The organism is Algibacter luteus, from assembly GCF_030344935.1.
Classification (GTDB): domain Bacteria; phylum Bacteroidota; class Bacteroidia; order Flavobacteriales; family Flavobacteriaceae; genus Arenitalea; species Arenitalea lutea.
Map to the genome: position 1 here is coordinate 3,026,425 of NZ_CP128313.1, position 14,936 is coordinate 3,041,360.

The 14,936-nt window shown below is 35.1% G+C and carries 14 protein-coding genes; 12 read left to right on the forward strand and 2 right to left on the reverse strand.

The window, feature by feature from the left end:
* Positions 1-25: 25 nt before the first annotated feature.
* The 7 genes from O5O44_RS12780 (at position 26) to O5O44_RS12810 (ending at position 10,111) form a co-directional block, all read left to right on the forward strand.
* Complete coding sequence (locus O5O44_RS12780) at positions 26-385, forward strand: hypothetical protein (protein WP_072794762.1); 360 nt, start codon at positions 26-28, stop codon at positions 383-385.
* 199 nt (positions 386-584) lie between these two features.
* On the forward strand, positions 585-1,403 hold the full coding sequence (kdsA, locus tag O5O44_RS12785; protein ID WP_289194674.1) for a 3-deoxy-8-phosphooctulonate synthase: 819 nt from the start codon (positions 585-587) through the stop codon (positions 1,401-1,403).
* Between the two features lie 28 nt (positions 1,404-1,431).
* Complete coding sequence (locus O5O44_RS12790) at positions 1,432-2,331, forward strand: sugar phosphate isomerase/epimerase family protein (RefSeq protein WP_289194675.1); 900 nt, start codon at positions 1,432-1,434, stop codon at positions 2,329-2,331.
* Between the two features lie 614 nt (positions 2,332-2,945).
* On the forward strand, positions 2,946-8,918 hold the full coding sequence (locus tag O5O44_RS12795) for a MopE-related protein (protein WP_289194676.1): 5,973 nt from the start codon (positions 2,946-2,948) through the stop codon (positions 8,916-8,918).
* Positions 8,919-8,930: 12 nt separating this feature from the next.
* Positions 8,931-9,152 carry a PID-CTERM protein-sorting domain-containing protein gene (locus tag O5O44_RS12800; RefSeq protein WP_143148154.1) on the forward strand — a complete coding sequence of 74 codons (222 nt, stop codon included), beginning with the start codon at positions 8,931-8,933 and terminating at the stop codon, positions 9,150-9,152.
* Positions 9,127-9,735: an exosortase/archaeosortase family protein gene (locus O5O44_RS12805; RefSeq protein WP_289194677.1), complete on the forward strand. Its 609-nt coding sequence runs from the start codon at positions 9,127-9,129 to the stop codon at positions 9,733-9,735. The genes O5O44_RS12800 and O5O44_RS12805 overlap by 26 nt, the downstream gene beginning before the upstream one ends.
* A complete protein-coding gene (locus tag O5O44_RS12810; protein ID WP_019388801.1) occupies positions 9,713-10,111 on the forward strand; it encodes a hypothetical protein in 399 nt (132 codons plus the stop codon). The genes O5O44_RS12805 and O5O44_RS12810 overlap by 23 nt, the downstream gene beginning before the upstream one ends.
* Positions 10,112-10,429: 318 nt before the next feature.
* Here the strand turns inward: O5O44_RS12810 and O5O44_RS12815 are convergent, their stop codons facing one another.
* On the reverse strand, positions 10,430-10,810 hold the full coding sequence (locus tag O5O44_RS12815) for a DUF1801 domain-containing protein (RefSeq protein WP_289194678.1): 381 nt from the start codon (positions 10,808-10,810) through the stop codon (positions 10,430-10,432).
* A gap of 91 nt (positions 10,811-10,901) precedes the next feature.
* On the opposite strand from O5O44_RS12815, the gene O5O44_RS12820 reads away from it, so the two are divergent.
* The 5 genes from O5O44_RS12820 to O5O44_RS12840 all read left to right on the forward strand — a co-directional run bounded on the left by O5O44_RS12820 (position 10,902) and on the right by O5O44_RS12840 (position 14,122).
* Positions 10,902-11,516 (forward strand): hypothetical protein, encoded by a 615-nt coding sequence (locus tag O5O44_RS12820; RefSeq protein WP_289194679.1) that lies wholly within the window; start codon positions 10,902-10,904, stop codon positions 11,514-11,516.
* Between the two features lie 89 nt (positions 11,517-11,605).
* On the forward strand, positions 11,606-11,821 hold the full coding sequence (locus O5O44_RS12825) for a hypothetical protein (protein ID WP_019388804.1): 216 nt from the start codon (positions 11,606-11,608) through the stop codon (positions 11,819-11,821).
* 6 nt (positions 11,822-11,827) lie between these two features.
* Positions 11,828-12,121, forward strand: a complete 294-nt coding sequence (locus tag O5O44_RS12830) for a winged helix-turn-helix domain-containing protein (RefSeq protein WP_019388805.1) — start codon at positions 11,828-11,830, stop codon at positions 12,119-12,121.
* 52 nt (positions 12,122-12,173) lie between these two features.
* Complete coding sequence (gene creD / locus O5O44_RS12835) at positions 12,174-13,544, forward strand: cell envelope integrity protein CreD (RefSeq protein WP_289194680.1); 1,371 nt, start codon at positions 12,174-12,176, stop codon at positions 13,542-13,544.
* Positions 13,545-13,729: 185 nt separating this feature from the next.
* Positions 13,730-14,122 (forward strand): ribosomal maturation YjgA family protein, encoded by a 393-nt coding sequence (locus O5O44_RS12840; RefSeq protein WP_289194681.1) that lies wholly within the window; start codon positions 13,730-13,732, stop codon positions 14,120-14,122.
* Positions 14,123-14,136: 14 nt separating this feature from the next.
* On the opposite strand, the gene O5O44_RS12845 is transcribed toward O5O44_RS12840, so the two are convergent.
* The gene (locus tag O5O44_RS12845) at positions 14,137-14,916 is read right to left on the reverse strand and encodes an SDR family NAD(P)-dependent oxidoreductase (protein WP_289194682.1); all 780 of its coding nucleotides are present in this window, start codon (positions 14,914-14,916) and stop codon (positions 14,137-14,139) included.
* Between the last annotated feature and the right edge of the window lie 20 nt (positions 14,917-14,936).

Consider the following 14,936-nt stretch of genomic DNA (forward strand, 5'->3'; position numbering starts at 1 on the left):
TCTCAAACATCAAAAATGAATAATTATGTCCCTTTTCAATAAAATAACCAAGGTTATTCCTTATTTATATTTCATCAGCATTTCTGCGTACTGGTTCACTGTTGTAAACCGAAGCGAAGGCATCACCGCATACCCAATTTTACTGTTTGGAATTCCGTTTTTATGGCAAATTATAAAACCAAGTAAACGCTTAAATTTCACACTTGGTATTACCTTCGTTTGTATTTCATCGTATTTAATTTTAGCCTTTATTTCAGACCTGCTACAAATTGTATCACTTTCCAGCCCTATAAAACAACTCATGATGTATGGCGGATTATTTGTTTTTGCCAGTTTCATTATGGCACTCTGGATTATAAGAAACAGCTTAAAAGAAAGTATGTAATTTCAATTTGGGCGTTACCACAAGGGTCGGGCTTTTCATTACTAGTTTTGGCTCGATGCGCGCCTCGCCAAAAGCTAACCATTACAATCCCTAACGCGGGCGTAACTGCCAACAGCAATTTATATTCGGTATCAGATTAGTACTTTTCACTTATGTTAATAGGCAATTTTGTAACTTTGCTGCTTAAATTTTTAAGCACATGAACCTCAACGACGTTCCCAAACTAAAACATACCAATTCCAATAACTTTTTTCTATTATGCGGACCATGTGCCATTGAAGGCGAAGATATGGCGCTTCGCATTGCCGAAAAAGTGATTACTATAACTAACAAGTTAGAAATTCCATATATTTTTAAAGGCAGTTTCAAAAAAGCAAACCGCAGCAGAATTGATAGTTTTACGGGTATTGGCGACGAAAAAGCTTTAAAAATTCTTAAAAAAGTATCCGAAACCTTCGATATACCAACCGTAACAGATATTCACGAAATTTCAGACGCTCAACTCGCAGCACAGTATGTTGATGTATTGCAAATTCCGGCGTTTTTAGTACGCCAAACCGATTTGGTGGTAGCAGCAGCAAAAACAGGTAAAGTGGTGAATTTAAAAAAAGGACAATTTATGAGTCCAGAAGCCATGAAACACGCTGTGCAAAAAGTAAAAGATGCGGGCAGTGATAAAGCGTGGATTACCGATCGTGGTACCATGTTTGGCTACCAAGATATGATTGTAGATTTTAGAGGCATTCCAACTATGAGGGCCTTTGCTCCTACAGTTCTAGATGTTACACATTCTTTACAACAACCTAATCAATCTGCTGGGGTAACAGGCGGCAGACCAGATATGATAGAAACCATAGCCAGAGCTGGTGTAGTAAATCATGTGGATGGACTGTTTATTGAAACACATTTCGATCCTGCAAATGCAAAAAGCGATGGTGCCAATATGTTACATTTAGATAATTTAGAAGGGTTATTGACACGTTTGGTTGCAATTAGAAAAACAATTTCTAATTTCTAAGAATCTAAACTTTTAAATATTACCAATTATGCAAAAATCAAGAAGAGCTTTTTTACAAAATATGGCATTAGCTCCTCTTATCTTGGGTACTGGCAGGCTCATGGCATTTCCTAGCACAGAGCAACCTAATAAAAAGAATAGAGTGCAATATAGTGTTAATGCCTACTCATTCAACTCCTTGCTTAGAAGTGGCGAAATGACATTTGTTGACATGATGGAATTCGCTGTAGATATTGGTTTAGATGCTGTAGATTTGACTGGTTATTATTTTTCATCATATCCAAAAAAACCATCAAACGAAGAACTTTTTACACTAAAACGAAAAGCTCTAGAATTGGGTCTTGACATTGCATGGACAGGGATTCGAAATGATTTTGTAACACCAGATATCGAAAGTAGAAATGCGGATAAAGCACACATAAAAGATTGGCTTGAAGTTTCCTCAAAACTAGGCGCCACCATAATGAGGGTTTTTACAGGCAGAAACAAAAGCGAAGATTTCACTAAAGACCAAATAAAAGATTGGCTTGTAATTGAATTCAAAACATGTGCTGAATACGGTGCAGAAAACGGCGTGATTGTTGGACTACAAAACCATGATGAGTTTTTATTTACTAGCAGTGAGGTGATTGATATTCTTAAACGTGTTAATTCCGATTGGTTCGGGCTTATATTAGACTGTGGTAGTTTACCTTCTAACGACCCTTACACAGAAATTGAAAAACTAGCGCCTTATGCCAACTACTATTTTGTGAAAGAACATGTAAAAACTCAAGATAGTACTAAAATACCCGCGGATATAGAAAGAATTGCATCCATTATCAAAAATCAAAACTATAAAGGCTACGTGTCTTTTGAAAGTCTCGCAGATGGCGACACAAAAGCTATTATTAAAGATATGCTAGAAACGTTTCAATCTGTTATGTAATTATAATTTCTACAAGCCAATAGATATTATTAAGAATTTGGAATTTAATACCTCTAAACAAATTAGAATTGTAATTAACTAACCTGATTGCAATCTCAAAAACTTTAAAAATGTTAAGCTTAAATAAACCAAGCCCTCTTACTTTTTCTAACACGATCTGCGGTTGCATTTAAAAGCGTTTCAAAATTTTATTAAATCCAAATCTACAATCTTTTTTAAGTTTCATACAACCGGTAATCGCAATCCACTAATAACCTCCTAAACTTAGATTTGAGAACTGAATTACTAAGATGGTATCCCATTATTTTTCGAACCACATTCTTTATTATTCACACCCCAAAAATCTTCGTAAACCTTTGAAAAACATGACAGTACAGGATAGTACATGATTGTACAGGATGGGTTTTTCAATAATATCTTTTCATGTAGATTAATCTGTAATTTAACGGAATTTTTTTTCGTTAATCATTTAATTTGAAATATTTAGACATTCATAAATTTTTTTATACTCCCTATTATCTATTCATAATATTATTATTTATTATAACCATTAATCAATAGTAATAGCACTTTAACTTCTTTGTTTCGAAACTATTAAACTAAATTAGAAACGAATGAAAAGAATTACTTCAAAAATCACAGGGTTCTTAATACTAACATTGTTTGCGCTCCAAATACAAGCGCAAATTGTTGAAGGAACAACTTACAACTTAAAAAATGTTGCAACTGGTGAATACCTAAAAGGTTTATCAACCAGTGTTTACGAATCTGGTCCTTTAGGTGCAGGCGGCGCAGATTTTAACTTTAATTTTGTGGCAGCAGGTGCTGGTGATGCATATTGGAATATTGATAGCGAAAACAGAGGTTCTATGCGAGGTGTAGGAAGCACTAGAACTACAGTTCATACCACAAAAGCACCTCCTACCGATGATCCTGATAAAATTTGGACAGCGGTTAATGTTGAAGATAATGTTTATCAATTTTATTTAAAAGATAATGCCACTATGTTGGTACATTGGGACACTGTTTCTGGCACCCTTAAACTTTTGGCAGATGGTACAGATGATAGTACTAAATGGGTACTCGAGGAACAAGTAGAACTAGCTCCATACAATGGTGTGGCTTACAATGGTGCAACACCGCAACTTGGAGTTACTCCTAATACTCCAGTAGTAATAGAGCTTGAAAATTATGATGAATTAATTGGAGAGCCTTCAGGAGACGACGGCGGGAACTTTAATGATGATTCAGATGATATTCCTACCGGAGTTTTAGGAACATATAACGATAGGACTGCAGGTGGCTCTACATCTGGAACACAAACAGTTAGACTGTCTAGTGATGTTGATATTAAGGCTGGTGCAACTGGCAATGTACTTACAGATGTTCTACCTAATGAATACACAATATACACTGTAAATGTTGTAACTGCTGGCACCTACCATATGGGAGTGAACTACAAACATGGTGGAACTAGTAAAGATATTAAAGTGTACTCGCACAATACAAACGGCGCTAATAAAACGTTGTTATATGATTCAACGCTTGATGGGGGGCTACCACAAAGTGATTATGCGACAACAGATAATTTAGGGTCTTTTGAATTACCAGCTGGTCCTCTATTAATTAGGTTTAGAGTTTTAGATAACGGCCCAAGTTTTGATTATATGACATTTACTCTTAAAGGTGATGAAGCTGAAGATGCCGATGGAGATGGTGAGACTGCTGATACGGATTGTGATGACAATGACCCAGCAGTTAACTCGTCAGCTACTGAAATTCTTTACGATGGTATCGACAACGATTGTAACCCTGATACCTTAGACACTGAAGATGCTGATGGTGATGGCGAAAACTCGGATACAGATTGTAATGACAATGACCCAGCAGTTAACTCTTCGGCTACTGAAATTCTTTATGATGGAATAGATAACGATTGTAACCCAGATACACCAGACACTGAAGATGCTGATGGTGATGGTGAAAACTCAGATACAGATTGTGATGATAACAATGCAGCTGTGAACTCTTCAGCTACTGAAATTCTTTATGACGGTATCGATAACGATTGCAACCCTGATACCTTAGACACAGAAGATGCCGATGGTGATGGTGAAAACTCAGATACAGATTGTGATGATAACAATGCAGCAGTTAACTCGTCAGCTACTGAAATTCTTTATGATGGAATAGATAACGATTGTAACCCAGATACACCAGACACTGAAGATGCTGATGGTGATGGTGAAAACTCAGATACAGATTGTGATGATAACAATGCAGCTGTGAACTCTTCAGCTACTGAAATTCTTTATGATGGAATAGATAACGATTGTAACCCAGATACACCAGACACTGAAGATGCTGATGGTGATGGTGAAAACTCAGATACAGATTGTGATGATAACAATGCAGCTGTGAACTCTTCAGCTACCGAAATTCTTTACGATGGTATCGATAACGATTGCAACCCTGATACACCAGACACTGAAGATGCCGATGGTGATGGTGAAAACTCAGATACAGATTGTGATGATAACGATCCAGCTGTGAACTCTTCAGCTACTGAAATTCTTTATGATGGAATAGATAACGATTGTAACCCAGATACACCAGACACTGAAGATGCTGATGGTGATGGTGAAAACTCAGATACAGATTGTGATGATAACAATCCATCTGTGAACTCTTCAGCTACTGAAATATTAGATAATGGCATTGATGATGATTGTAATCCTGAAACTTTAGATAGTTCTGCGGATAGTGATGATGATGGTGATGGTCAAACTGAAAATCAAGGTGATTGTGATGACACAGATCCAGCGGTTAATTCTTCTGCTACTGAAATTCTTTACGATGGTATTGACAACGATTGCAACCCTGATACTTTAGACACAGAAGATGCCGATGGTGATGGTGAAAACTCAGATACAGATTGTGATGATAACGATCCAGCTGTGAACTCTTCAGCTACTGAAATTCTTTATGACGGTATCGATAACGATTGCAACCCTGATACCTTAGATACAGAAGATGCTGATGGTGATGGTGAAAACTCAGATACAGATTGTGATGATAACGATCCAGCTGTGAACTCTTCAGCTACTGAAATTCTTTACGATGGTATCGACAACGATTGTAACCCTGAAACTTTAGACACTGAAGATGCTGATGGCGATGGTGAAAACTCAGACACAGATTGTGATGATAACAATGCAGCTGTGAACTCTTCAGCTACTGAAATATTAGATAATGGCATTGATGATGATTGTAATCCTGAAACTTTAGATAGTTCTGCGGATAGTGATGATGATGGTGATGGTCAAACTGAAAATGAAGGTGATTGTGATGACACAGATCCAGCGGTTAATTCCTCTGCTACTGAAATTCTTTACGATGGTATCGACAACGATTGTAACCCTGAAACTTTAGACACTGAAGATGCCGATGGTGATGGTGAAAACTCAGATACAGATTGTGATGATAACGATCCAGCTGTGAACTCTTCAGCTACTGAAATTCTTTACGACGGTATCGATAACGATTGTAACCCTGATACACCAGACACTGAAGATGCTGATGGCGATGGTGAAAACTCTGATACGGATTGTGATGACAATGACCCAGCAATTAACTCTTCAGCTTCTGAAATTCTTTATGATGGAATAGATAACGATTGTAACCCAGATACACCAGACACTGAAGATGCTGATGGTGATGGCGAAAACTCTGATACAGATTGTGACGATAACAATGCAGATGTAAACTCTTCAGCTACTGAAATATTAAATAATGGCATTGATGATGATTGTAATCCTGAAACACCAGATACAATCCCGTCACAATACAGTGGTGTGGCTTACAATGGTGCAACACCGCAACTTGGAGTTACTCCTAATACTCCAGTAGTAATAGAGCTTGAAAATTATGATGAATTAATTGGAGAGCCTTCTGGAGACGACGGCGCAAACTTTAATGATAATACAGATGACATTCCTACCGGAGTTTTAGGAACATATAACGATAGGACTGCAGGTGGCTCTACATCCGGTACACAAACGGTTAGACTGTCTAGTGATGTTGATATTAAGGCTGGAGGCTCAGGGAATGTTGTTACCGACGTTTTACCTAATGAGTATACCATATATACCGTAAATGTTGTAACTGCTGGTACATACCATATGGGAGTAAACTACAAACATGGTGGGTCTAGTAAAGATATTAAAGTGTACTCGCACAATACAGACGGCACTGATAAAACGTTGTTATATGATTCAACTTCTGATGGGGGGCTACCGCAAAGTGATTATGCAACAACAGATAATTTAGGAGAATTTGAATTACCAGCTGGTCCTCTACTAATTAGGTTTAGAGTTTTAGATAACGGCCCAAGTTTTGATTATATGACATTTACTCTTAAAGCTGATGAAGCAGAAGATGCCGATGGCGATGGTGAGACTGCTGATACAGATTGTGATGACAATGACCCTGCAGTTAACTCGTCAGCTACCGAAATTCTTTACGATGGAATAGATAACGACTGTAATCCTGAAACACCTGACACAGTTGATGCTGATGGTGATGGTGTAAACTCCGATACCGATTGTGATGATAATGATGCAGCTAGATTCCCAGGAAACACAGAAATATTATATGATGGTATTGATAATGATTGTGATGAATCTACACCAGATACGGTTGATGCCGATGGTGATGGTGTAAACTCCGATACCGATTGTGATGATAATGATGCGGCTAGATTCCCAGGAAATACAGAAATATTAGACAATGGTATTGATGATGATTGTGACCCAGGAACACCTGACACAGTTGAACCTTCAGCATTTATTTGGTCTGGTACAATTGATTCTGATTGGACGAATGCAGGCAACTGGTTAAGTAATAACGCACCAGGTTTAACACCTACAAATAATGTAATTATACCAGATGTAGAAAGCAACAGTTACCCACTATTAACAGACAATCTTAACATTGATGAGGGTTTAAGTCTTTTGATTGAAAACAATGCCTCATTAAAAATGAGCCCTAATACTGTGCTTACTAATCATGGTACAGTAACTAATAATGGTATGACAACCTTCGAATCAGATGCAACTGGATCTGCATATATTGGTTCAGGAACAGGTACTTTTATAGGAGATTATACAGTTGAGCGATATATACCAGCAAAAAGAGCTTACCGACAATTAGCTTCGCCGGTAGCCACTAGTACTCCTATTTCTGAGAACTGGCAACAAAACACTCATATTACAGGGTCCAATTCTGGAGCCAATGGTTTTGACACCACTAGTTCTGGTAATCCGTCTATGTATGTTTTTGATAACGACGCCTATAATTATGTGCAAATGGCTAATACCAATGCAACTAATTTAATGCCGGATACTATGTATCATATATTAATTAGAGGTGATAGAAATACCGATTTAACCAATAATAATGCAACGCCATCTGTTACTACTTTAAGTGCAACAGGAGAATTAACTGCAGAAAACGAAGGTTCGAGTACGATAGCAATTTCTGTTCCTGAACAACGCTTTATAGCTGTTGGGAATCCTTTCCAATCACAAGTAGATATGAATGCGGTATTAACTACCAATGCAACCAATATAAATCCGACTTATTACTGGGTTTGGGATCCGACATTAGGCTCTAGAGGGGCTTATACGACTATTATTGCTTCAACCGGTATGGCTGTTCCTAGTGATTCAGATGCTAATCAGTTTTTACAAGCAGGTCAAGCAGGCTGGGTTTATACTCAAGATGCTGGCGAATCATCATTAAGTTTTACCCAAGCAAGTAAAGCCAATTCTGAACCGGAAACCAACGTATTTAAAACTTCTGATAAAGCCAATGAAAGTGTTGGTCAAATATCTTTATCATTATATGAAAGTAGTGCTTTAGCCAATAATGAATCGGCAGTAGATGGTGTATTAATTCTGTTTGATACCGAAGGGAATAATGCTATCGATGGCTTAGATGCTCCTAAAATCACTAACTTAGATGAGAATTTTGCAACAAATAATAATGGTACTTTATTGAGTATTGAAAATAGAGCAGCTCCTCAAAGTGGTGAAGAAATTCAGTTAGAAATTAATACCTATAGAAATACCAATTATACAATTGTTGCTAAAGGTATTGCATTACAAGGTGAAACGGCTTATCTATTTGATGCTTATACTACCGCAATGACTGAAATTCCACAAAGTGGATCTATCAATTATACATATACTGTTGATTCTGGAGTACCTGAATCTATTGCAGGGAATCGATTTAAAATAGTCTATGCAGCTACATCTTTATCAGTTAACACTTTTAACATGGAGCAGATTTTATTGTATCCTAACCCGACAAGCATTGGTAAGTTTTACTTAAACATTCCATTAGGAATGGATGATTTAGAAGTTACCATCTACGATGCTCTAGGCGCTAAATTATATAGTAAAACAGGATTAATTGGAGGAAGTAAAGCAAGCATAGATACTAGCTTTATATCAAACCAAGGCATGTATTTTGTGAAATTGAGTTCTCATGGACAAACCATTATGAAAAAATTAAATATAAATTAAAATATAACCATTATGAAAAATAAAAGAAACACATTTTTTAAGACTATTTTTAACCTGATTGCTATTTTTGCAATCATGGGCACCACAACTTTAAACGCTTTACAAGGACCTCCAGGAGGACCAACCGACACCCTAGACTCACTGCCTTTGGACGGTGGACTAATAGCGTTGTTAATAGGTGCAGTAGCATTTGGAGTTAAAAAATTGTATGACAATAAAAATAACAAAGCTTAAGGCTTTAATCAATGATATCCCTTTACCAATAAGGCTTTTTTTAGGAAAAGCCTTATTGTTTTTTGTTGTTTGGAAAATTATTTATGGGGTGTTCTTATACGATTCAAAGGTTCTAGACCATCCGTTAACCATTCATGTTGGAGAAGCCACTGTTAAATTACTAAATATAGCAACTCCCATGTCTGGCTTTACATCAAAAAGAGAAATTAAAACTTCGACTTATTTTGGCAAAGTATCACAAGAAGAAGCGTCCTTAATTTATCACAAGGGTAAAGAAGTTATTTATATTGTAGATCGTTGTAACGGATTAGAATTAATAGTTTTATACATTGGTTTTATCGTCTGTATGCCTTCTAAATTTTGGCGTAAAGTACTTTACGTTATTATCGGGGTTATTATTCTTGACATCACTAATATTTTAAGATGTTCTGGACTAATTTTTTTACATGAAAATTATCATGGTTATTTTGAATTTGCGCATCATTACCTTGCAAAAGCTTCAATTTATACAGCAACTTTCATAATTTGGATGGTTTATTCTCGCAACATAAATTTTAAAAATGAAGCTATACAAATCAGATAAGGTTCGATTCATATCAGGACTTATTGTAATCGTAATAATTTATTCTTGGTATTTCTTGTATTTTGCAGAAAACATCCAAACCGCATCCTTAAATCGAAAATTAAGGCATATCATTACATTTTTTATTACAATAACTGTATATTTTGTTGGAACTTTTCACCTTGGTAAATTAAAGGACACTTGGATGGCTACTATCTGGCATATTGTCCATATTTCAGGTTTATTAATAATTTGTTCCATTGGATTATTTGATTGGTTTATTGGAGGAAGTTTAATGTTAACACGTTTTGCTCGAACCATTCAAGAAATATTAATATCTCCTGTGCTATATGTTGCTATGGGGTTACTAAACCGTAGTTTGAAAAAATCAAATTAAAGCATATTCTTTATTAAAATTTGGTTTAAAGGAATACTAAAACAATTAATATTCTTAAGGAATAAAAAGAACACTTTAGAATTGTTCATAGCGGATTTCTACCAAATTTTCATATTTCTAACTTCACGATATAAACTCTTTTTTAATTACTCCATGCCTTTTGAAATTAAAATTCACATATAGAATAATACTTAACATACAAGGAGTCTACTGAAAATCTCTGAGATGGCGATTCTAAGGTCATTATGATATATATATTACACCCTTTTCAGTGCTTAAAATAAATAATGGCACAATAGATTATATTAAAATCTTTTACTACTTCCGTTTTGGTTTCAGAATTAATTTAAACGGATTAGTATTTATTTCCAACTGTTTCTCAAGTACGTACACTATAATTTCATCATCAATATCCTCAACCGATTTGTAACGTAATGAACGTATAGATTTCCTATTAGTACCCACAAAATACTCTGTGTAGCGATCCATATGTTCAAAATGCCAAAATGCCAAATCCACATAATCTTTAGACTGATTGAGAAAGCAAATAGGAATACCTCTATTATAAAAAAATGGAATGCGCCATTTATATAACATCTCAGAATTTGGTAAAACGGCCTCAATAACAACCTGCAATTGCAGTAATATAGACTTATAAGGTTCTTCCTTTTTTAGAATATATTCTTCGGCTGGATTCATAAGCTTCAATTAAATCTTTATAAAATTAACTAAAAATTATATGTGAAAATTAAATAAAATTTATTTACTTTGTATTTCAAAGTACTTTTATATGGAATCAAAAGATTATCTAAAAGACATTAGCGAGATAAAAGATTTAATGAATAAATCATCCCGCTTTATTTCCTTAAGCGGATTATCAGGAATATTAGCTGGTATTTATGCATTAATTGGTGCCGCAATAGCCTATTGGTTGGTTACAAACCACAGTAATGGCATATTAACACTAGACGGATGGGTGTTTCAATCTTGCCTATTAACACTTATTATGGTAGCTATAGTTAGTATTATTACCGCGATTTTTCTAACTACTAGAAAAGCAAAAAAACACAACGCTAAAATTTGGGACGCTACATCACAGCGCTTAATTATTAACTTTTTAATTCCTCTAATAGTTGGTGGGCTTTATATTTTAATCATTCTAAGCCAAGGCAAGTACGGCCAATCGGGTGGATTAATGCTTATCTTTTACGGTTTGGCCTTGGTAAATGCTTCAAAATATAGCATTGGAGACATCAGGTATTTGGGCTATATCCAAATAATATTGGGCTTGTTAGCTTCGTGGAAACCTGGATATGGTTTTTGGTTCTGGGTTATGGGGTTTGGCATAATGCATATTGTTTACGGTACTTGGATGTATTTAAAATTCGACAAAAAGTCTAATTAATAACACATAAAATCATGATTACTATAACCAAAAGATTAAAATATTTAGTCCTTCTTATATTACTAATTTTACTACTGCCTTTAATTAGTATGCAATTTACCAATGAAGTTAACTGGTCTTTTTTAGATTTTTTAGTTGCTGGCATCTTATTACTTAGTACTGTCGTTGCAATTGAATTTGTTGTGCAAAACATCAATAAAAAAAGCATCAAACTGTTATTAATACTTGGTATTTTAGCCATTATTATATTAATATGGATAGAACTAGCGGTTGGTATATTCGGAACACCATTGGCAGGAAGTTAGACAATAATGAGTATTATAAACAACATAAATAAAGTATTCGATCATAGAATTAGATTAGGCATTATGTCTGTTTTAATGGTAAATGAGTATGCCGATTTTAATATGCTTAAAGAACTTCTTGGAGCCACCGATGGTAATTTAGCAAGCCATACCAAAGCTCTGGAAAATGCCGAATACATTAAGGTTGAAAAGCAATTTATTGGCAGAAAACCAAATACCAGATACTCTACCACCACTCTTGGCGAACATGAGTTTAAAAAACATATTGAAGCTCTAGAAAAATTAATAAATAAACAGTAAATATTTTTTTATCAATTTACTTTGTAATTCAAAGTACTTTTAAATCAAACAAATGGAAACACAAAACAACAATCCCCAACAAAACAAAATTGGCCATTGGCTTAAAACTTCAATTACAGCACGCATGTTAATGGTAGGCTTTTTAGTTATTATCCTTCTCATTCCGTTATCATATATCAGTAGTTTAATAAACGAAAGAGCTTTTAGGCAAACCGATGTTGTCAATGAAATAAACAGCAAATGGGGAAACCACGTTTTAGTTTACGGTCCTGTTTTAAAATTACCTTATAAATCGTACACCGAAACAAAAACCTATAATGAGAAAACCAAAACCTATTTTAAAGAAACTCAAACCCACATTAAAAACGCCTATATATTTCCAGAAAATCTCGATTCAAAAGTTAAGGTAAATTCTAAAACCTTAAGCAGAGGCAATTTTGAATCTGCCGTATTTACAACGCAAATGGATTTCTCTGGTCACTATATTCCAGTCGATTTAACAGCAAAGGGCATTAAACCAGAAGATATAGTATGGAACGAAGCCACCATCATCTTAAAAACATCAAACTTAAAAGGAATTAAAAGCGAAGTACAAATAAATCTCAACGATAAAACCTATAATTTTGAAACCAACTTCAACCAAAACGATAATCACAATCTCGATGTTTTAGAATCTTCGTTTATAAAAGGCGAAACACTTTTTGCCACCAAATCAACAAATTTCAACTTTTCTATAACCTTTAATGGCAGCCGACAAATAGAAATTATCCCCATTGGAAAAACCACGACCATGCAAATGGAATCGAATTGGCCAGACCCCAGTTTTATGGGTAATTATTTACCAAACGACGAAACCAAACAAATCACAGAAAACGGGTTTAAAGCCGATTGGAAAGTGCTTCACATTAACAGAGCTTTCTCGCAGCAACACCTAAAAAACATTCCCAAACTCAACCAATTCGCCTTCGGAACCAAATTTATGGTCATGGTAGACGAGTATCAAAAAAGCGAACGTTCAGCAAAATATGGCTTCTTAGTTATCGGGCTTACTTTTTTAGTTTTTTTCCTCATTCAAACCCTCAGTAAAATCAATATTCACCCTTTTCAATATTTAATGATAGGGCTCGCACTTACCATGTTTTACACCCTTTTAGTTTCCATTTCAGAGCACAGTAACTTTCTAAAAGCCTATTTAATTGCAGGTATTTCGGTAATTTTACTCATTACGTTATATTCAAAATCCATATTAAAAACATTCAAATTTCCGTTATTTATTGGAGCATCCTTAAGCGCATTATACGCTTTCATTTATGTCATCATCCAACTCGAAAACTACGCATTGTTAGTTGGCAGCATAGGCTTATTCTTAATCCTAGCCATCGTCATGTTTGTATCTCGTAAAATAGATTGGAACAACGGTTAATTTTAAAATGAGTTATGGGCGTTACCCCGTTTTGGCGGGGTCGCGCTTTTCGCTACTAGTTTTGCCTCGATGCACGCCTCGGCAAAAGCTAACCGCTACAATCCCTAACGCAAAAAACAACTATGAGATATTTTATTATTAATGGCAGCTTAATTCATACCAATAATCTTTAAGAAGAAAATACAATGAAGTTTCAATTTAATAAAACATATTTTCTATTTGCTTTTCTGCTTTTAGTAACAGAAGCCTTTATTGCAATCTATTTTAAAACCGGATTTATCAGGCATACTTTTGGCGATTACTTATGTGTTATTTTGCTTTATTGTTTTTTTAAAAGCTTCATAAAAGGGCTTCATGTAACAATTTCCCTTATTGTTTTAGCCATAGCATTCTGCATAGAGTTTTTACAACTCACTAATTATCTGGAATTATTTGATTTAAACAACAATGACGTCGCGAAACTCTTTCTAGGAAGCACTTTTGAAGTTACCGATTTAGTAGCCTACTCGCTTGGTATTATTAGTGTTTTAATCCTTGAGAAAAAATTGAAGTATAAGTCTAAACTTCTTTTGAAATAATCAATTTAATACAATTAATCTCTATTTTTTTCTTGAATTTTTCTAACTATAGAGGCTGCAGCATTTCGAGTTACCAATCTTGGTAAAAGTGCTAAAAATTTATTGAATTTACCCGGAATAGCATAGGTTTTACCTTTTAACATGGAGTTATAACCATATAAGGCCACAGCTTTAGCCGAAGCCATATTAAAAGTAATTTTATTGTCGCCAGTATTACCAGATACCGTTTTTTGAAACGCTGTTTTCGTGGGCCCCGGACATAATGCTGTGACCGTAACACCAGTGCCTTTAAGTTCATTGGCAATGGCCTCAGAGAACGATAACATAAATCCTTTTGAGGCATAATAAATAGACATTAATGGTCCTGGTTGAAAAGCTGCTAACGACGACATATTTAAAATTCTACCCGAACCTCGTTTAACCATGCCTTCCAAGACTAATTTGGTTAAATGGGTGGTTGTGATGATATGAACATGAAGCATTTCAGATTCGCGTTCCCAATCGGTATCTACAAACGAACCAAACAAACCAAATCCTGCATTATTGATTAATACATCTATTGGTTTGCCTTCAACGGCATTAAATATATCTTGAGCCACATTGGTTTCGCATAAATCTTTTACTAGCGTAATCACTTCAACATTAAACTTTTCTTTAAGTTCGGTTTTAACATTCGCCAACCTTTCCGCATCAATATCTACTAAAAATAATGTATACTCATCGTTAGCTAAAAGTGTTGCTAACTCATAACCCAAACCAGATGCTGCGCCTGTAACTAAAGCGATTTTAGACATATTTTAAAATAAGAATGTGC

What these genes read in the sequence shown, in the direction of transcription:
- O5O44_RS12780 (WP_072794762.1), top strand. Translation starts at nt 26, where the DNA reads ATGTCCCTTTTCAATAAAATAACCAAGGTTATTCCTTATTTATATTTC.
- kdsA (WP_289194674.1), top strand. Translation starts at nt 585, where the DNA reads ATGAACCTCAACGACGTTCCCAAACTAAAACATACCAATTCCAATAAC.
- O5O44_RS12790 (WP_289194675.1), top strand. Translation starts at nt 1,432, where the DNA reads ATGCAAAAATCAAGAAGAGCTTTTTTACAAAATATGGCATTAGCTCCT.
- O5O44_RS12795 (WP_289194676.1), top strand. Translation starts at nt 2,946, where the DNA reads ATGAAAAGAATTACTTCAAAAATCACAGGGTTCTTAATACTAACATTG.
- O5O44_RS12800 (WP_143148154.1), top strand. Translation starts at nt 8,931, where the DNA reads ATGAAAAATAAAAGAAACACATTTTTTAAGACTATTTTTAACCTGATT.
- O5O44_RS12805 (WP_289194677.1), top strand. Translation starts at nt 9,127, where the DNA reads ATGACAATAAAAATAACAAAGCTTAAGGCTTTAATCAATGATATCCCT.
- O5O44_RS12810 (WP_019388801.1), top strand. Translation starts at nt 9,713, where the DNA reads ATGAAGCTATACAAATCAGATAAGGTTCGATTCATATCAGGACTTATT.
- O5O44_RS12815 (WP_289194678.1), bottom strand. Translation starts at nt 10,810, where the DNA reads ATGAATCCAGCCGAAGAATATATTCTAAAAAAGGAAGAACCTTATAAG.
- O5O44_RS12820 (WP_289194679.1), top strand. Translation starts at nt 10,902, where the DNA reads ATGGAATCAAAAGATTATCTAAAAGACATTAGCGAGATAAAAGATTTA.
- O5O44_RS12825 (WP_019388804.1), top strand. Translation starts at nt 11,606, where the DNA reads ATGCAATTTACCAATGAAGTTAACTGGTCTTTTTTAGATTTTTTAGTT.
- O5O44_RS12830 (WP_019388805.1), top strand. Translation starts at nt 11,828, where the DNA reads ATGAGTATTATAAACAACATAAATAAAGTATTCGATCATAGAATTAGA.
- creD (WP_289194680.1), top strand. Translation starts at nt 12,174, where the DNA reads ATGGAAACACAAAACAACAATCCCCAACAAAACAAAATTGGCCATTGG.
- O5O44_RS12840 (WP_289194681.1), top strand. Translation starts at nt 13,730, where the DNA reads ATGAAGTTTCAATTTAATAAAACATATTTTCTATTTGCTTTTCTGCTT.
- O5O44_RS12845 (WP_289194682.1), bottom strand. Translation starts at nt 14,916, where the DNA reads ATGTCTAAAATCGCTTTAGTTACAGGCGCAGCATCTGGTTTGGGTTAT.